14 protein-coding genes are annotated in these 18,997 nt (G+C 52.0%); all 14 read left to right on the top strand.

What is annotated here, in order from left to right; genetic code table 11:
* Positions 1–592 precede the first annotated feature (592 nt).
* The 14 genes from speE to icmF all read left to right on the top strand — a co-directional run bounded on the left by speE (position 593) and on the right by icmF (position 18,950).
* On the top strand, positions 593–1,426 hold the full coding sequence (gene speE, locus NST23_RS26460; RefSeq protein ID WP_340965217.1) for a polyamine aminopropyltransferase: 834 nt from the start codon (positions 593–595) through the stop codon (positions 1,424–1,426).
* A gap of 19 nt (positions 1,427–1,445) precedes the next feature.
* Positions 1,446–2,315: an agmatinase gene (gene speB, locus NST23_RS26455; protein WP_122962557.1), complete on the top strand. Its 870-nt coding sequence runs from the start codon at positions 1,446–1,448 to the stop codon at positions 2,313–2,315.
* Positions 2,316–2,578: 263 nt separating this feature from the next.
* The gene (locus NST23_RS26450) at positions 2,579–3,823 is read left to right on the top strand and encodes an MFS transporter (RefSeq protein WP_340964939.1); all 1,245 of its coding nucleotides are present in this window, start codon (positions 2,579–2,581) and stop codon (positions 3,821–3,823) included.
* A gap of 62 nt (positions 3,824–3,885) precedes the next feature.
* The gene (locus NST23_RS26445) at positions 3,886–4,299 is read left to right on the top strand and encodes a DUF1934 domain-containing protein (protein ID WP_122962559.1); all 414 of its coding nucleotides are present in this window, start codon (positions 3,886–3,888) and stop codon (positions 4,297–4,299) included.
* Between the two features lie 77 nt (positions 4,300–4,376).
* Complete coding sequence (locus NST23_RS26440; RefSeq protein WP_122962560.1) at positions 4,377–4,769, top strand: hypothetical protein; 393 nt, start codon at positions 4,377–4,379, stop codon at positions 4,767–4,769.
* A 76-nt stretch (positions 4,770–4,845) separates the two neighbouring features.
* The gene (locus NST23_RS26435; RefSeq protein ID WP_340964937.1) at positions 4,846–6,282 is read left to right on the top strand and encodes a sigma-54 interaction domain-containing protein; all 1,437 of its coding nucleotides are present in this window, start codon (positions 4,846–4,848) and stop codon (positions 6,280–6,282) included.
* 172 nt (positions 6,283–6,454) lie between these two features.
* Complete coding sequence (gene ablA / locus NST23_RS26430) at positions 6,455–7,813, top strand: lysine 2,3-aminomutase (RefSeq protein WP_122962561.1); 1,359 nt, start codon at positions 6,455–6,457, stop codon at positions 7,811–7,813.
* A 278-nt stretch (positions 7,814–8,091) separates the two neighbouring features.
* Positions 8,092–10,167: a heterodisulfide reductase-related iron-sulfur binding cluster gene (locus NST23_RS26425; RefSeq protein ID WP_274874485.1), complete on the top strand. Its 2,076-nt coding sequence runs from the start codon at positions 8,092–8,094 to the stop codon at positions 10,165–10,167.
* A gap of 228 nt (positions 10,168–10,395) precedes the next feature.
* Positions 10,396–11,574 carry an acetyl-CoA C-acetyltransferase gene (locus NST23_RS26420; protein WP_340964934.1) on the top strand — a complete coding sequence of 393 codons (1,179 nt, stop codon included), beginning with the start codon at positions 10,396–10,398 and terminating at the stop codon, positions 11,572–11,574.
* 12 nt (positions 11,575–11,586) lie between these two features.
* Positions 11,587–12,438, top strand: a complete 852-nt coding sequence (locus NST23_RS26415) for a 3-hydroxybutyryl-CoA dehydrogenase (RefSeq protein WP_063228954.1) — start codon at positions 11,587–11,589, stop codon at positions 12,436–12,438.
* Between the two features lie 31 nt (positions 12,439–12,469).
* The gene (locus tag NST23_RS26410) at positions 12,470–13,612 is read left to right on the top strand and encodes an acyl-CoA dehydrogenase (protein WP_122962565.1); all 1,143 of its coding nucleotides are present in this window, start codon (positions 12,470–12,472) and stop codon (positions 13,610–13,612) included.
* Between the two features lie 72 nt (positions 13,613–13,684).
* Positions 13,685–14,827, top strand: a complete 1,143-nt coding sequence (locus NST23_RS26405) for an acyl-CoA dehydrogenase (protein ID WP_173599037.1) — start codon at positions 13,685–13,687, stop codon at positions 14,825–14,827.
* A 205-nt stretch (positions 14,828–15,032) separates the two neighbouring features.
* Positions 15,033–15,665, top strand: a complete 633-nt coding sequence (locus NST23_RS26400) for a TetR/AcrR family transcriptional regulator (protein ID WP_063228957.1) — start codon at positions 15,033–15,035, stop codon at positions 15,663–15,665.
* A 33-nt stretch (positions 15,666–15,698) separates the two neighbouring features.
* The gene (gene icmF / locus NST23_RS26395) at positions 15,699–18,950 is read left to right on the top strand and encodes a fused isobutyryl-CoA mutase/GTPase IcmF (RefSeq protein ID WP_340964932.1); all 3,252 of its coding nucleotides are present in this window, start codon (positions 15,699–15,701) and stop codon (positions 18,948–18,950) included.
* Positions 18,951–18,997: the final 47 nt, after the last annotated feature.

Below are 18,997 nucleotides of genomic sequence, written 5' to 3'. Positions count from 1 at the left end.
GTTTTACGTCCCAAAAGACGTTTTTCGCAGAAACGGGGACGGTTGTTTGACAAGCGAAAGCGCCACATCTGCCGTCAAGCCCCCATCGCGTCTTTTCACAGAAACGGGGACGGTTGTTTGACAAGCGAAAGCGCCACATCTGCCGTCAAGCCCCCGCCGCGTCTTTTCACAGAAACAAGATAGCTGTTTGACAAGCGAAAGCGCCACATCTGCCGTCAAGCCCCCATCGCGTCTTTTCACAGAAACGAAATAGCTGTTTGACAAGCGAAAACGACACCTCCACCGCCATAACCCTTGCCGAGTTTTTTCGCAAAATCCGCTCTGAGCAGCAAAAGCAGCCACGTCCTCTGACATAAAAAAACAGCGCGACGTTTCCACAAAAAACGGGACATACTAAGGGACACAAATGATACTTCTAGTATGGGTCAGCTGTGTACTGGATAAACTTGCCTGTCGCATGAAAAACGAGCGCGAGGACGGGTTTTTGGCCTGTCCAGAAAAAAAACTTGCTTTTTGATTGGCAGCTACTATAATTTTCTTGTTATATTGTATTTTCATGCGGTTAATTGAAGGAGGTTACATAACCATGAATATGGAATTGTGGTACACCGAAAAACAAACGGAAAATCACGGGATAACAACGAAAATTACTGATACCCTATACAGTGAGAAATCCAAGTTTCAACAAATCGATGTCATTACTACCAAGCAGTTTGGTCGCATGTTAGTACTCGATGGCATGGTTATGACCACCGATGTCGATGAGTTTGTATACCACGAAATGATTTCTCACATCGCTCTCAATACGCATCCAAACCCGAAAAAGGTTCTGGTTGTCGGTGGCGGCGACGGTGGGGCAATCCGTGAGATCGTGAAGCATGCAGCTGTGGAAAAAGCAGTTCTGGCTGAAATCGACGGTGGCGTAATTGAATCCTGCAAAAAATATTTCCCGGAAATTGCGAGCGCACTGACAGGTAACCCGCGTGTCGATGTGCAAGTAATCGATGGCATCAAACATATTCATGACCACAAAGGCGAATACGATGTGATCATGGTTGACTCTACAGAGCCAGTTGGCCCAGCGGTAGGTCTGTTTGAAAAAGGCTTCTACCAAGGCATTCACGATGCGTTGAAACCAGACGGCATCATGGTTGCGCAAACAGAATCTCCATGGTTCAACCGCGATCTGATCAAGCGCGTGTTCAAAGACCTGAAATCGATCTTCCCGGTAACCCGTCTGTACACTTGCAGCATCCCTACTTATCCATCCGGTCTGTGGAGCTTCACCATCGCTTCCAAACAACATGATCCGCTGGAAGTAGATCCTGCAAAAATCAAAGACCTGGGCACCAAATACTACAATGCGGAAGTTCACCACGCTGCTTTCAAACTGCCTAACTTTGTGGCTGAGCTGACCCGCGACTAATCGGAGGAGGACAACCTTTATGCGTTTTGACGAAGCATATTCCGGCAATGTCTTCATCCGCAGCCACGGAAGCTATGAAGAAAGCCAAGCAGTCATTTACGGCATGCCGATGGACTGGACGGTCAGCTTCCGCCCAGGTTCCCGTTTCGGCCCTGCCCGCATTCGCGAAGTATCGATCGGTCTGGAAGAGTACAGCCCGTATTTGGACAGACTGCTCGAAGACATCAAGTATTTTGATGCTGGCGATATTCCGCTTCCTTTTGGCAACGTGGAAGGCAGCCTTGATGCGATTCGCACCTTCGTGGCAAAAGTGTTGGAAGACGGCAAATTCCCTCTGGGACTGGGCGGCGAGCATCTCGTTTCCTGGCCGGTATTCCAAGCTGTATACGAAAAGTACAAGGACATGGTGGTATTCCACTTTGACGCGCATACCGACCTGCGCGACAACTACGAAGGATACCAGTATTCCCACTCCACGCCAATCAAAAAGGTGTGCAACCTAATTGGCGGCAAAAACGTCTACTCGTTCGGGATTCGCAGCGGAATGAGAGAAGAGTTTGAGTGGGCAAAAGAAAACATGCACCTGTACAAGTACGATGTTCTGGAGCCTGTGAAGCAAGTGCTGCCGACGATCGGCAACCGTCCGATCTATCTGAGCATCGACATCGATGTTCTCGACCCTGCGCACGCACCTGGCACAGGCACAACAGAAGCAGGCGGCATCACTTCCCGCGAGCTGCTGGACACGATTCACTTCATGGCGCAAAATGGCGCCAATGTGATTGGCTGCGACCTGGTGGAAGTGGCTCCTGTGTACGACCATAGCGAGATGACGCAAATCGTGGCATCCAAAATCGTGCGCGAGTTGCTGCTCAGCTTTGTAAAATAATCGATACAACGACAAGCCTCCGGAACTCACAAAGTACCGGAGGCTTTTGTATGGCGTTGCTCGCACCTTTTCTTATCTGAACCTGAATGGATGCAGAAAATTTTCGCGCGTCGCGTAACGTAACGTGTAAGACACTCCCTGAGCAGGAGCAGGACATTCATTTGCACTTTAAAAACATTTTTATTTACTAAGTTTATAAAATTAGATAAAATTGGCATAGAGAATAAAAAGTTGCCGAAGCATTATCGAGGGAGTTGTTATCCATGAGAGAAGTTTTTGCGCATGCTGAGTTTCGCAAGCTGTTTTTCTCCAATCTTTTTTCCGGCTTCGGTCAAGGCATGACGATGATCGGGATTGCCTGGTATCTAGTGGAAACCACAGGTTCGGCCCAGCTGTTGGGTTCGACCATGTTCGTCTCGGCTGTGTTGATGTTTTTTATCGGGCCTTATATCGGGACGCTGATTGATCGTTATTCCCGCAAAAAAATGCTGCTCGTTGAAAACTTGATCGGTTTTGGCGTGTTGGGAGTTTTGGCTGTCTGGGGCTTTTTCGGAGAGTATCAGGAATGGATGCTGATCACGATTTACTTGGTTACCACCTTCATGTACCAGATTCATTATCCGGCCCAATCGGCCTTGGTTCAGGAGACGTTCAAACCGAAACATTACAACGACATTAACAGTTTGCTGGAAATCGAGGGACAGACGGCGTCCGTTCTCGCAGGTGCGTTTTCCGGGCTGTTGCTGGGCAAATTCGGACTTTCCACTGTCGTTTTGTTCAATGCTCTGACGTACTTGTTTGCATTTTGTCTGCTTTCCACGATGAAATATACGTTTACATTGGAAGGCGAGGCCAAGCTGAGCCAGGGCGTATCGTGGATCAGCCAGTTCGGGCAAAGCTGGAGCTACATCAAGGAGAAAAAGGGTTTTCTCGTCTTCGGTATATGTGCCTTGATGCCATTTATCGCTGTGATGGCGAGCAATTTGCTGAAGCCTGTTTACGTCAGCCAAACTTTGCAAGCAGATGTCTCGGTCTTCTCGTTCGGGGAGATGGCCTATGCTTTGGGAGCGGTAGCGGCAGGTATACTCGTCTCTGTGGTCGTACGCAAAATGGGGCAGCTGGCTGCGATGGTGGCAAACACGTTGCTGTTCGCTGTCATGATCGTCGTCATGGTGGCTTTGCCGTACGGCTGGGCTTTGATCGGAGCTTATATGTTTTACGGCTGGAGCAATGCCTCTGTTCGCCTCATCCGCCAATCTCTCTACATGACCGTGATCCCGAAACAGTTTATGGGGCGGGTAATGAGCTTTTTCAACTCGCTCGGCATGATGATGCGTTTGGTGCTGATCGGCGTGTTTACAGTCATGATTGACTACACAGGAGCAGGCATGGGCTACCTTGTCCTGGCGGGATTGCTTTTGCTCGCGGCGGTTGGTGTTGCCGCGACCATGCGCTTCCTTTTGGCGGACGCAAAGGACCAGGCAGCGGTTGCAAGTCAAGAAGGATGATCGTAAAATGAATGGATGATTGTCCGACAAGCAAGCAGAAATCGTGGAGTGTGGAGAGTGTCATGGAAGAAGTACAATTGAAGCTGTCAGCCAGACATCGCGTCGACGGAGAATGGGATGAAACGACGCATGAGTACAAAGGAAAGCTTGTGCAAAAAGCATCTGCCTGGTATTTGACATATAAGGAACAGCTGGAAGGCGCGGGAGAAGTCAGTACAACCCTCAAACTGACGGACAGCGCTGTTACGCTGGTGCGCCAGGGTGGCGTTTCGACGAGACAGCACTTTGAAAAAGGGGCAAGCACGCATTCCACTTACCAGAGTCCGTACGGGCCGTTCGCCATGGAGACACATACGAGCAAGCTGCGTATCCGCTATGCGGAAGACGCCCCGGTACAGGTGGAAATTTTTTACCAAACGTGGATGAACGAGCAGTACGCTGGCGAGCACGAACTGAAAATGGAGTTAGGAAAATAAGCCGCTCTTTGCAAGGGCGGTTTTTTGCACGTACAATAGAAGGAACTCGCGGCAGGAGTTGGAAGGAGGGTTCAAGCATGTTCGTACTCGTGAATGGCCTTATTGCCGGTCTGGGTTTGGCAGCTTTTCTCGCGCTGGGAGACGGCTTGTTCGACACCAGTACGTTTCCTGTACTGATCGACGTCAGTTATGTCCCGGGCATGGAAAACTTGCCGTCAATCGCGGAGCTTTTGCTCCATCTTTTGATCAGTGTGATCATTGCTTTTTTTCTGATGTATTTTTACCCTCGTGAAGATCGCGGCAAAAGGACCCGTTATTTGCTGTACTGGATGCTTGGATTTGCAGTCGCCTTCTTGCCGTTTAGTCTCTTGAGCAAAGTTCCGATAACGTGGACAGCATTTTGCATATGGATATGTGGACATTTGCTTTACACCGTCATGCTCTCGGTACAAGTAGCGCGAAATCGATAGGATGATGTTGATTTTGCCGAATTTTCGGCATAGTGATGGTTTTTTGGCAGCAAGGTTGAAAGGGGTGGAGGCCAGCATGCCGTTGTCTGATACGGTAGAAATGTTGCAGGCAATACTGGGGGCCATTGATGAAGGGATTCATGTGGTCGATGCGGAAGGAATCACGATTTTCTACAACCACGTCGCGGCAAGACTGGACGGATTGACGCCAGAAGAGGTGCTGGGGAAGCCTTTATTGGAGGTGTTTCCTTCGCTCGATCGGCATTCGAGCACGCTGCTGCGTGTCATTGAGAACGGAGAAGCCATCTACGATCAGACACAGACGTACAAAAACTGGAAAGGAATGCGCGTAGAGACGATCAACACGACGCTCCCGGTCCGAGTAGGCAAAAGGCTGGTCGGAGCGGTTGAGGTCGCAAAAGATATCGGCAAGCTGAAAGAGCTGTCGGAGCGGTTGGTTGACTTGCAGGCGAAAATCAGCAAGCCAAAGCGCGCCAAACGGGGTGCGGATGAGGTTGCTTTCCACTTCGAAGACATTTTGACCAAGAGCGAGCAGATGAAGCACTTGAAGGAACGGGCGAAAAAGGCCGCGCGCACGACTTCACCCGTGCTGATTTACGGCGAGACGGGAACTGGCAAGGAGCTGTTTGTGCAATCGATTCACCACGCGTCACTGCGCAGCAGCAAGCCGTTTATCGCGCAAAACTGTGCGGCGCTGCCAGCGTCATTGCTGGAAAGCCTGCTGTTTGGCACGGTGAAAGGCAGCTTCACAGGGGCAGACGATCGGCCGGGACTGTTTGAGCTGGCGGATGGCGGAACGCTGTTTTTGGATGAACTGAACAGCATGCCGCTCGATTTGCAGGCAAAAATGCTGCGCGTGCTGCAGGATGGGCAAATCAGGCGGATCGGCGGCAGTCAGTCGGTCAAAGTGGATGTGCGGGTGATTGCTGCTGTCAACGAAGCTCCGCAGCTGCTTGTCGAGCGAGGTTTGATGCGAACCGACCTGTATTACCGGATCAACGTCGTCTCCTTTTCCTTGCCGCCGTTGCGCGAGCGCAGAGAAGATGTCGACTTGCTGGTCGAGCATTTTTTGGCCAAGTTCAACCGGGTGTTCGGCATGAACGTGCGCGGCATTAGCCCGGAAGTGGCCCAGCTTTTCGCGCGCTACGACTGGCCGGGGAACGTCAGGGAACTGGAGCATGTGGTGGAGGCAGCGATGAACATGGTGGAGGATGACATGATCATGATGGAGCATTTGCCAGCGCATATGCTGGAGCGAGTGCAGCCGGATATGCTGCAAAGCCCTTCAACGCCTGAGTCAATCCCAATCTCGTTGCTTGCGGACAGGGAAGGCTGTACGCTGCCCGAGATTCTGCGGGAATTGGAAGAGCGGATCATCGGGGACGCGCTGAAACAGACGGATGGCAATGTACTGCGGGCAGCGAAGCTTTTGGGCATCCCAAGGCAAACGCTGCAATACAAGCTTTCGCAACGAATGATCCCGCCCTGTTGAATGCCGAAATTTCGGCAGCGCTTTCATTGGTTTAAAGGGAAAGAAACGCTTACAAAACGCTCTATTTCCTATTTTCTAAATTTTTTGATTTGATTGGCACGACCCTTGCATCTTTACTTGGTCGAGTGAAACGCATGATGGTTCACTACAGACGAGAGGAGATGTGACACAGATGACAGTAGCGACAAGACGTGACTGGCGTTCGATTGAACTTTGGAAGGATGTTCCGGAAGAAAAATGGAATGACTGGATGTGGCAGCTGACCCACACCATTAAAACGGTAGATGATTTGAAGCAAGTAATCAACCTGACGCCGGAAGAGGAAGAGGGCGTGCGTATTTCCACGCAAACCATTCCTTTGAATATTACGCCGTACTACGCTTCGTTGATGGACGTCGATGATCCAAAAGATCCGGTGCGCATGCAATCCGTTCCGCTGTCTTCCGAAATGGTTCGCACAAAGTACGACATGGAAGACCCGTTGCATGAGGATACAGATTCTCCTGTTCCCGGTTTGACTCACCGTTATCCAGACCGCGTGCTCTTCCTTGTGACGAACCAGTGCTCCATGTATTGCCGCTATTGCACGCGTCGCCGCTTCTCCGGCCAGATCGGCATGGGCGTGCCGAAGAAACAGCTCGACGCCTGTATCGATTACATCCGCAGCAGACCGGAAGTGCGTGACGTGCTTCTCTCTGGCGGAGACGGCCTGTTGATCAACGACCGCGTTCTGGAATACATCATCAGCAGCTTGCGCGACATTCCGCACGTAGAAATCATCCGTATCGGAACCCGCGCGCCAGTCGTATTCCCGCAGCGCATCACGGAAAACCTGTGCAACATCCTGAAAAAGTATCATCCGGTATGGCTGAATACGCACTTCAACCATCCAAAAGAAATTACACCGGAAGCGAAGCAAGCTTGCGAAATGCTGGCAAATGCGGGCGTTCCGCTGGGCAACCAGGCTGTGATTCTCGCGGGAATCAACGACTGTGCCAACACGATGAAAAAGCTGGTGCAAGACCTGGTCAAAATTCGCGTCCGTCCGTACTACATCTATCAGTGCGACCTGTCTGAAGGAATCGGCCACTTCCGCGCTCCTGTCAGCAAAGGGATTGAAATTATTGAACACCTGCGCGGCCATACCTCCGGCTATGCTGTCCCTACCTTTGTGGTGGACGCTCCGCACGGTGGCGGAAAAATCCCGGTCAGCCCGAACTACATTATTTCGCAAGCGTCCGATAAAGTGGTGCTGCGCAACTTCGAAGGCGTAATCACATCGTATCCGGAGCCTAAGACCTACCATGAGCATGACGAGGAAAATTGCGAATACTGCACAGCGGCAAAAGGCAAAGCTGTCGGTATCGCGGCCCTCATGCAGGATGAAGTCGACAACCTGGAGCCGACCGATCTGCCGCGCAACAAGCGCATCAAGGCCACCAAAGTCAAGTCGCTGGCAGATGTGCGTCTGGAGCAAAAAGCGAAAAAAGAACAGACGCCTGCAGAAGCAAAAGAAGCGTCCGGCAAATAAACGTGAAAAACAAAGTGTTAGCAGCTGCCTGATTGAACGGGCAGCTGTTTCTTTTTCGTGAGCGTGAGGGTGAGAATATTGCCAATTTTATTTGCAGGATGGTTCATTTCCCGCTTCTGTGATAAGATCGGATTACAGTAATATGAGCGAACGTTCAGTCAGTATTATTGCATTGTTTGAAAAAATCAAACTTACAGACTGAATAGTCATTCATTTTTCTTTTCGATTCTGATAAGATAGAAAGTAAAGACAACTCGTGAAAGTGGGGGAGTAGAAACATGCTGGCACTTATCAATCTGATCGCTTTTTTCCTGGTGCTCGCTTACGGGCTGTATCTGGCCGGACATGTTGTGTACAGCAGATATTTGTTCATCAAGCTGGGCAAAAAGCCGGATGTGAAAAATGACTTTGGCGCACGCATCAACCTGATGCTGGACAACGTCATTTTCCACAAGAAGCTGTTGAAGGACAAGAAAAGCGGGATTATGCACGTCGTGATGTTCTACGGATTCATCACGCTGCAATTCGGCGCGATCGAGCTGGTGATCAAAGGGCTATCGACAGGCTTCGAGCTACCTTTTGGCAGCGCTCACAAATACTTTTCGCTCATGCAGGAAATCACCACTTTTCTGATTTTGGCTGCTGTCGGATACGCTTTTTACCGTCGCTATATCGAGAAGTTGAAACGGCTGAAGCGCGGCTTCAAGTCAGGGATTGTCCTGCTGCTGATCTCCTCTCTGATGGCGACTGTATTGCTCTCCCTGGCTTTTGAGCAAATTTGGCTCGGGCATGAAGCATCTGGCTTTGCTCCGATCTCCTCCGTCTTGGCAATGGCCTTTTCCGCCATCGGAGTAGGAAGTACGGGCGGAGCGGTTCTCTTTTATATTTTCTGGTGGGCGCATCTGATCATTTTGTTGGGCTTTGCCGTCTACGTGCCGCAGTCCAAACACGCTCACTTGCTGTTTGCTCCGGTTAACGTCTGGTTCAAAAAGCTCGATCCGCCAGGAAAGCTGTCGAGCATCAACTTCGAGGACGAGACACAGGAAGTATTCGGCGTGGGCAAGATCGAAGACTTCACGCAAACACAGCTGATCGACTTGTACGCCTGTGTAGAGTGCGGGCGCTGTACGAATATGTGCCCGGCAGCGGGAACCGGAAAAATGCTCTCGCCGATGGACTTGATTACGAAAATGCGCGACCATCTGACGGAAAAGGGAGCCGCTGTGACATCTCGTACGCCGTGGATGCCAAGCTTTGCTTTTTCGCAAACGACTGCCAACCAGATCGCTGTGCAAGCTTCGGAAGTGGCAGCCACAGCCGAGGGCGCGACGTCCATTTACGAGAAAAACCTGATTGGCGATGTCATTACCGAGCAGGAGCTGTGGGCTTGTACAACCTGTCGCAACTGTGAAGACCAATGTCCGGTGATGAACGAGCACGTGGATAAAATCATCGACATGCGCCGCTATCTCGTGATGACCGAAGGAAGCATGCCAGCCGAAGCGCAGCGCGCCCTGAACAATATCGAGCGCCAGGGCAACCCTTGGGGAATCAACCGTAAGGACCGGATGAAATGGATTGAAGGTCTGAATGGTCAATACGAGGTGCCAACCGTCAAGCAGGTCGAGGAATTTGAATATTTGTTCTGGGTCGGCTCCATGGGCTCGTTTGATCTGCGCAGCCAAAAAATCTCGCATGCTTTTGTGAAGCTCATGCACGAAGCGGGCGTCAAGTTCGCCATCCTGGGGAATGAGGAAAAGAACTCGGGAGATACGGCGCGCCGCATCGGAAACGAATTTTTGTTCCAGCAGCTGGCACAGGAAAACATCGCGTTGTTCGAAGGCTACGAAGTGAAGAAGATCGTCACCTGCGACCCGCACGCGTACAACACGTTCAAAAATGAATATCCGGAGTTTGGATTGACCGCGGAAGTGTACCACCATTCCGAGCTGCTCGCCCAGTGGGTGAACGAAGGCCGCCTGAAACCGACGAAGGCAGTCAAGGAGCGGATTACGTATCACGATTCCTGCTATTTGGGCCGCTACAACGAGATTTACGACAAGCCGCGTGTCATCTTGGAAGCAATCCCTGGCGTCGAAGTGGTGGAAATGAAGCGCAGCGGCTGTGACAGCATGTGCTGTGGAGCAGGCGGCGGCCTCATGTGGATGGAGGAGCATGAAGGCTCGCGTGTCAACGTGGCGCGTACCGAGCAAGCATTGGAGGTCAACCCGACCGCGATTGCCAGCGCCTGCCCGTACTGCTTGACCATGATGAACGACGGAATCAAAACCAAGGAAAAAGAAGACGACGTCAAAACGCGCGATGTGGCGGAGATTTTGGCGGACGCGATCTGACAAGCGACGAAGACGAGAAGTGTTCTTTTGGGAGCTCCGAACAGCCTGATTAGGAAAAGAAGTCAGGCTGTTCTTTTTTCGTCGGGATAAGGGTAGCAAACACGGGCGTCAGAAGCTTTAACATAGCCCAACTTTTCTAATAATTCATTGACTAATCGGGTTGAAGACGGCAAAATGAAGATAGCAGAAAATGAACGAACGCTCGGTCATAAGAATGGAGGGCATGCGATGAAAACGGTGATAGTTGGGGCGGCACGTACCCCGTTTGGCAAGTTTGGCGGTTCCCTGAAAGCGTTGTCTGCGGTAGACCTCGGTGCAATCGTGATCAAGGAAGCTTTGGAGCGCTCTGGTATTTCCGGCGATCAAGTCGACGAAGTGATCATGGGCATGGTCATTCAGGCGGGAGCAGGACAGGTTCCTTCCCGGCAGGCAGCGCGCAAGGCCGGACTGCCATGGGACGTGGCGAGCGAGACGATCAACAAGGTGTGCGCCTCAGGGATGCGGGCTGTCACGATGGGCGACCAGATCATTCGCGCAGGCGACGGGGAGATTATCGTTGCTGGCGGCATGGAGAGCATGAGCAATGCGCCTTATGCGCTTCCGGCGGCGCGTGATGGCATGAGAATGGGAGATGCGACTGTGCGCGATCTCATGATGTACGATGGCCTCACTTGTCCGTTTAATCAAGTGCCGATGGCTGTTCACGGCAGCAACGTGGCTGAAGAGTACGGAATATCGCGTGAAGCGCAGGACGATTGGGCGCTGCGCAGCCAGCAGAGAACGGCGAGAGCGGTCGAGAACGGACTTTTTGACGAGGAGATCGTAGCCGTCTCCATTCCTCAGAAAAAAGGGGAGCCGCTGCAAGTGACAAAAGACGAAGGACCACGCCCGGATACGACCAGGGAAGGTCTGGCGAAACTGCCGCCAGTCTACAAAAAGGACGGAACGATTACGGCAGGCAACGCGCCTGGCATTAATGACGGAGCAGCAGCGATGGTGCTGATGTCCGATGCCAAGGCCGAGGAGCTGGGCATCAAGCCGCTCGCTACGATTCTCGGACATGCGCACGTAGGAGCAGAAGCGCCTTACATTGCAACGACACCAGGGCTGGCCATCAACAAGCTGCTCGAAAAAACAGGGGTTTCGCTGGACGAAATCGCTTTGTTTGAAGTGAACGAAGCGTTTGCAGCCGTGACCTTGACCAGCGGCAAAATCGTCGGTTGGGACGACGAGAAAGTAAATGTAAACGGGGGAGCGATCGCGCTCGGTCACCCGATTGGAGCGAGTGGAGCACGAATTATCATGCACCTCGCATACGAGTTGAAAAGACGCGGTGGCGGACTAGGGATTGCGGCGATTTGCAGCGGTGCCGCACAGGGAGACGCTATCCTGATTAAAGTGGAGTAGGGGGCCTTTTACATGAACGTACAAACGATAATGGTCATCGGAGCAGGACAGATGGGCAGCGGCATTGCCCAGGTAGCAGCACAGGCAGGCTTTCGCGTTTATTTAAACGACGTGCAGCAGCCGTTTGTGGAGCGCGGTCTGGCGACGATCACGAAAAACTTGTCGCGCAACGTGGAAAAAGGCAAGCTGAGCGAAGACGACAAACAGGCGATCTTATCCCGGCTCGTCCTGTCGACCGATTTGGCAGACGCGGCGAATGCTGATTTTGTTATAGAAGCTGTCACCGAAAATATGGCGGTGAAAACAGCGATCTTTTCCAAACTGGATGAGGTATGTCCGCCGCATGCGATTTTGGCGAGCAACACGTCCTCTCTTCCCATCACCGAAATTGCCGCAGTGACGAAGCGGCCGGAAAAAGTGATCGGGATGCATTTCATGAATCCTGTACCTGTGATGAAGCTGGTCGAAATTATTCGCGGGCTGCAAACAGCAGACGAGGTATACCAGCTGACCGAAGATTTGTCGAAGCAAATGGGCAAGGTGCCAGTAAGCGTAAATGATTTCCCGGGCTTCGTGTCCAATCGGGTGCTGATGCCGATGCTCAACGAAGCGATCTATTGCGTGTATGAGGGCGTGGCAACGCCAGAAGCGATCGACGAAGTGATGAAGCTGGGCATGAACCATCCGATGGGGCCGCTCCAGTTGGCTGACTTTATCGGTCTTGATACGTGCCTCTACATCATGGAGGTGCTGCACGAAGGCTTCGGCGATTCCAAATATCGTCCTTGCCCGCTGCTTCGCAAATACGTAAAAGCGGGATGGCTAGGCAAAAAATCCGGTCGAGGATTCTACGTGTACAACTAACTGAAGGATTCGGCAGAAAGGTAGGACGGACATGGATTTTCGATTGAACGATGAGCAAGAGATGATGCGCCGCATGGTACGCGACTTTGCGCAAAAAGAAATTGCGCCGTTTGTTCCGGTTATGGAGGAAAAGGATGAGTTTCCCCGCCAGATTCTCAAAAAGATGGGCGAGATGGGGCTGATGGGAATACCGATCGCTGAAGAATGGGGAGGCGCCGGAGCCGATTTTGTCTCCTACATTTTGGCGATTCACGAGATTTCCAAAGTGAGCGCGACAGTGGGAGTCATTTTGTCCGTGCACACCTCTGTAGGAACGAATCCGATTCTTTACTTCGGAACGGAGGAGCAGAAGCGCAAGTACGTGGCAAAGCTGGCCCGTGGCGAATATCTCGGCGCTTTTGCCCTGACCGAGCCGCATGCCGGGTCCGATGCCAGCAGCATCAGAACGACAGCGGTGCGAAGCGGGGATGAATACATCCTGAACGGCAACAAAGTGTTCATTACAAACGGCGGCGAAGCGGATACGTACATCACTTTTGCGGTCACGGATGCCAGCAAGGGAAGCAAAGGAATTTCCGCTTTCATCGTGGAGAAAGATACGCCGGGCTTTATCGTCGGCAAAAAGGAAAAGAAAATGGGGCTGCACGGCTCCTACACGACTGAGCTGGTGTTTGACAACGCTCGCGTACCTGCTGCCAACCTGTTGGGGCAAGAGGGAGACGGCTTCTGCATAGCGATGGCGAACCTGGACACGGGCAGAATCGGAATCGCTGCGCAAGCGTTGGGGATCGCCGAGGCTGCTGTCCATTACGCGACAGAGTACGCAAAAGAACGCAAGCAGTTCGGACAACCGATCGCCAAGCAACAAGCTATCGGGTTCAAGCTCGCGGACATGGCGACAAAAGCGGAAGCAGCGAGACTGTTGGTGTATCGCGCAGCATCACTGCGCAGCCAGGGAATCGCCTGCGGCATGGAAGCATCGATGGCAAAACGCTTCGCTACGGATACGGCGATGGAGCTGGCGACAGAAGCGGTACAAGTGTTTGGCGGGTACGGCTACACCAGAGAATATCCGGTTGAGCGTCTGTTCCGGGATGCCAAAGTTACGCAGATTTATGAGGGTACCAATGAAATTCAACGAATCGTAATCGCCAAGCATTTGCTTGCTGACTAAATAAAAGCCTTTTGTGCCGCCCGGTTACTGGGCTGACTAAAACAGGCGAAAACACATGGGGGAGTGAAAAAAATGAATTTCCAGCTTACGGAAGAACATGACATGATGCGTAAAATGATCCGCGATTTCGCAGAAAACCAGGTGGCTCCGACAGCAGCCGAGCGCGATGAGGAAGAGCGCTTCGACAGATCCATTTTTGAACAGATGGCAGAGCTTGGCTTGACGGGCATCCCTTGGCCGGAAGAATACGGAGGCGCTGGCGCGGACTACTTGAGCTACGTCATTGCAGTCGAAGAACTCTCCCGTGTGGATGCGTCGATCGGCGTGACTTTGTCCGCACAAGTATCGCTGGCAAGCTGGCCGATTTACAAGTTTGGCACAGAAGAGCAGAAACAAAAGTTTTTGCGTCCATTGGCAGAAGGCAAAAAAATGGGAGCTTACTGTTTGACTGAGCCAGGCTCAGGCTCGGACTCCGCAGGAATGCGTACAACTGCTGTGCGCGATGGCGACCACTACATTTTGAACGGCAGCAAAATTTTCATCACCAATGCGGGTGAAGCAGAGATTTACATCGTTTTTGCCGTAACCAGCCCTGAGCTGAAACACAAGGGAGTTACCGCCTTCATCGTGGAAAAAGGCATGGACGGCTTCACGATGGGCAAAAAGGAGAAAAAGCTGGGCATTCGTTCCTCGCCAACTTTGGCGGTGAATTTTGAAGATGTACGAGTTCCTGTAGAGAATAGGCTCGGCGAGGAAGGTCAAGGCTTCAAAATCGCCATGATGACGCTGGACGGCGGACGAAACGGAATCGCTGCCCAAGCGGTTGGCATCGCGCAGGGAGCATTCGAGCACGCGCTTGCTTATGCCAAAGAACGCAACCAGTTCGGGAAGCCGATCGCGTCCTTGCAAGCCATCCAGTTCAAGCTGGCTGACATGGCAACCAAAATCGAAGCCGCTCGCTTGCTCACGTATCAGGCTGCATGGCTGGAAGACCAGGGCCTGCCTTACGGAAAAGCATCCGCCATGTCCAAAGTATTTGCGGGCGATATCGCGATGGAGGTTACGATCGAAGCGGTGCAAGTATTTGGCGGGTACGGCTACACCCGTGAGTACCCTGTCGAGCGCTTCATGAGGGATGCGAAAATCACGCAAATTTATGAGGGCACTAATGAAATCCAGCGCGTAGTAATCAGCAACTACCTGCTAAAAGAATAGAGAAATCATTACCGACAACCACGATTGTTCCAACTAGCTGAACGCAAAAAGATTTTTTGATAAGGCCTGTGGAAAAGAAAGGTTTGGCTTTGCGCTCTTACTCGCGTATAATTGTTTGCGAAAAGATCGTCAATGAGCGTTTGCGCCTTTCTTTTCCTGAAAGTGTCTGACTAAACGCTCAGTCGGTTGGAAGGGTGGATTTGTTGTGTCCGAAAGAAGAAAAACCATACCGTCCTTGGTAAAGGACCCGAAGTTGATTGAAAAACGCCGGGAGCAGATTATTGAAGCTGCCGTTCATCTCTTCATTAATAAAGGTTTTCACAAAACGACGACGAGGGAGATCGCCCGGGCTTCCGGGTTCAGTATCGGCACCTTGTACGAGTACATCGAATCGAAGGAAGACGTGCTTTATCTCGTTTGCGATGCGATTCATGCCGAGATGGAGACGCGTTTGCGCGAAGCGATCAATTTTAACGGCACAGGCTTGAAAATTTTGAAGCTCGCACTCAAAAGCTTGATCCGCGTGATGGATCAGATGAGCGACCGCGTCCTGCTCATTTATCAGGAGTCGAAGTCGCTGCCGAAAGAAACGCTTCGTTACGTTCTGGGACGTGAAGAAGAGATTGCCCAAATTTTTGTGGAGATCCTGCAAAAAGGGATTGCCGACGGTTCGCTGCGCATTGATGAGAAGCATGTCAAGCTGATGGCTGACAATATCATGGTGCTGGGCGAAATGTGGGTGTTCCGTCGCTGGGCTCTGCACAAGCACTATACGTTGGAGGAGTTCACCGAAAAGCAGATTACGCTGTTGCTTCGTGAAATCAGTGTCTCCGACTAAGTCATTTACTTGAATCTCGGGGAGAGTGGAACGATGGAAACCGAAGTGTATCGTCCGCAAAACAAGGTGCGTTTTGTGACCGCTGCCAGCTTGTATGACGGTCACGACGCCTCGATCAATATCATGCGCCGTATTTTGCAGTCATCGGGAGTGGAAGTGATCCATCTTGGTCACAATCGCTCGGTCGATGACATCGTGACTGCTGCCATCCAGGAGGATGTGCAGGGCATTGCCATCAGCTCTTATCAGGGCGGCCATGTGGAATATTTCAAATACGTGATTGATCTTTTGCGCGAGCGGGGAGCGGAGCATATCCGTGTCTTCGGGGGCGGCGGTGGAGTAATCGTTCCACGCGAGATTCGCGAGCTGGAGGAATACGGCGTCTGTAAAATTTACTCGCCGGATGACGGCAGGCGTTTGGGCTTGCAAGGCATGATCAACGACATGATCAGAAACAGCGATTTTCCGACCGTCAAACAGTTGGAAGACGAAGTAAAGGGCTTGCGCGAGCAGAATCACAAGGCGGTCGCCCGACTGATCTCTGTCGCGGAGTATGCGGTGGATCAGCCGGAGTGGAAGGAACCGTTGCAAGCAAGCGTGCTGGAAGCCCCAGAGTCGATTCCGGTGCTCGGGATCACAGGTACAGGTGGAGCCGGAAAAAGCTCGCTGACGGATGAGCTTGTTCGCCGCTTTATCCGTACGTATCCGGAAAAAACAGTCGCGATTCTGTCTGTCGATCCATCCAAGCAAAAATCGGGTGGAGCGTTGTTGGGCGACCGGATACGGATGAATGCCAACAACACGCCGCGCGTCTACATGCGCAGTTTGGCGACGCGAAAGTCAGGCATGGAGCTGTCGGCGGCGTTGAAAGATGCCATTCAAGTAACGCGTGCCGCACAATTTGACTTGATCATCGTGGAGACGAGCGGGATCGGTCAGGGCGATGCGCAGGTGACGGAAGTGTGCGATGTTTCCATGTACGTCATGACCAGTGAATTTGGTGCGCCATCGCAGTTGGAAAAGATCGACATGCTCGATTTTGCGGACGTGATCGCGATTAACAAGTTCGAACGCAAAGGCTCGGAAGATGCTTTGCGGGAAGTGCGGAAGCAGTATCGTCGCAATCATCAGCTATTCGATTTGCCTGACGAGCAAGTCCCGGTTTACGGTACGATTGCCAGCCAGTTCAACGATCCGGGCACAAATGTGCTGTTTGCTGCTCTGATGCATAAAATTGTGCAAAAGACGAATGTGGACTGGTCTGTTGAGAATTTGGATACTACTCCTGTAAAAATTCACAAAACTTCGTTGATTCCGACAGAAAGAATCAACTATTTGCAAGAGATTGCGAATACGGTCCGCCAATACCAGGCGTACACCGATGAGCAGTCCGCTATCGCCCGCAAGCTGTATCAACTGCACGGCGCCAAGGAAACGCTGCTTGCAGCGAAGGACGAAGCAGTAACCGAATTGATCGCGGTACTCGACAAGCAAATCAAGCTGTTCGAGGAAAAGCTGCATCCCGAATGCCGCAAAGTGCTCGACAACTGGCCCAAGCTCAAGGAAGCGTACAGACAGGACCAGTTTGTCACTCGCATTCGCGACAAGGAAATCGTCACGAAGCTGTTCAGCGAATCGCTGTCAGGTACGCGCATTTCGAAAGTAGCCGTGCCGGACTTCCATGACTGGGGCGAGATTTTGAAATGGTCGCTGAAGGAAAACGTACCAGGCGAGTTCCCTTATACAGCTGGGGTATTTCCGTTCAAACGCGAGGGAGAAGATCCAAAGCGGCAATTTGCGGGCGAAGGCACGCCTGAGCGCACGAACCGCCGTTTTCACTTCTTGTCCCAAAATGACGAAGCGAAGCGGCTGAGTACGGCTTTTGACTCGGTGACCTTGTATGGGGAAGATCCGGATTATCGTCCGGATATTTACGGGAAAATCGGAACGAGCGGCGTGAGCATCTGCACGCTCGACGACATGAAAAAGCTGTATGCCGGCTTCGACTTGTGTGCGCCGAGCACATCGGTTTCGATGACGATCAACGGTCCTGCTCCGATGATTTTGGCGATGTTCATGAATACGGCCATCGAGCAGCAGGTCGAGAAGTTTGTCCAAAAGGAAGGGCGCCAGCCTACCGAGGAAGAAGCCAAGCAAATCAAGGCGTATACGCTGTCGACGGTTCGCGGCACGGTCCAAGCGGATATTTTGAAAGAAGATCAGGGACAAAACACATGTATCTTCTCGACTGAATTTGCGCTGCGAATGATGGGCGACATCCAGCAGTATTTCATCGATCAAAAGGTGCGCAACTACTACTCCGTGTCGATTTCCGGCTACCATATCGCGGAGGCGGGGGCGAATCCGATTACCCAGTTGGCGTTTACGCTGGCGAACGGGTTTACGTATGTGGAGTATTACTTGAGCAGAGGCATGCACATTGATGACTTTGCGCCGAATCTGTCGTTCTTCTTTTCTAATGGACTGGACCCCGAGTATACGGTCATCGGCCGGGTCGCTCGCCGCATCTGGGCAACCGTGATGAAAAACCGCTACGGCGGGAATGAACGCAGCCAAAAGCTGAAATATCACATTCAAACATCCGGACGCTCCTTGCACGCGCAGGAGATGGATTTCAACGATATCAGAACGACGCTGCAAGCGCTGATTGCGATTTACGACAACTGCAATTCGCTGCATACCAATGCCTACGACGAGGCGATTACGACCCCGACAGAGAACTCTGTACGCCGGGCTATGGCGATCCAGATGATCATCAACAAGGAAATGGGCCTCGCGAAAAATGAAAACCCGTTGCAAGGCGCGTTTATTATTGAGGAGCTGACGGATCTGGTCGAAGAGTCCGTGATGCAGGAATTTGAACGGATCAGTTCTCGCGGCGGCGTGCTGGGAGCGATGGAGACGCAGTACCAGCGCGGCAAAATCCAGGATGAATCGATGTATTACGAGATGAAAAAGCACACAGGCGAGCTGCCGATTATTGGCGTGAATACTTTCATCAATCCGAACGCTTCCGAGGACGACTACGAGATCGAACTGGCGCGGGCGACCGAGGAAGAAAAAGAACAGCAAATCATCAACCTGAGAGCGTTCCAGGAGCGCCATCGCGATGTAGCTCCACAGGCGTTGCGCCGCTTGCAGGAAGTAGCGATGGCGGGTGAAAACATCTTCGCCGAACTGATGGAAACGGTGAAGGTCGCTTCGCTCGGACAGATCAGCGCCGCTTTGTATGAAGTCGGCGGTCAGTATCGGAGAAACATGTAGCGGCAAGTTTGGAGCGCAAAACGAAACAAGGGCCACCTTTGTATAGA

It is taken from the genome of Brevibacillus sp. FSL K6-0770, assembly GCF_038000275.1.
In the GTDB taxonomy this organism is placed as follows: Bacteria; Bacillota; Bacilli; order Brevibacillales; family Brevibacillaceae; genus Brevibacillus; species Brevibacillus parabrevis.
The sequence above is the reverse complement of the archived record's forward strand: the minus strand, read 5'-3'. Positions and strand labels throughout refer to the sequence as shown.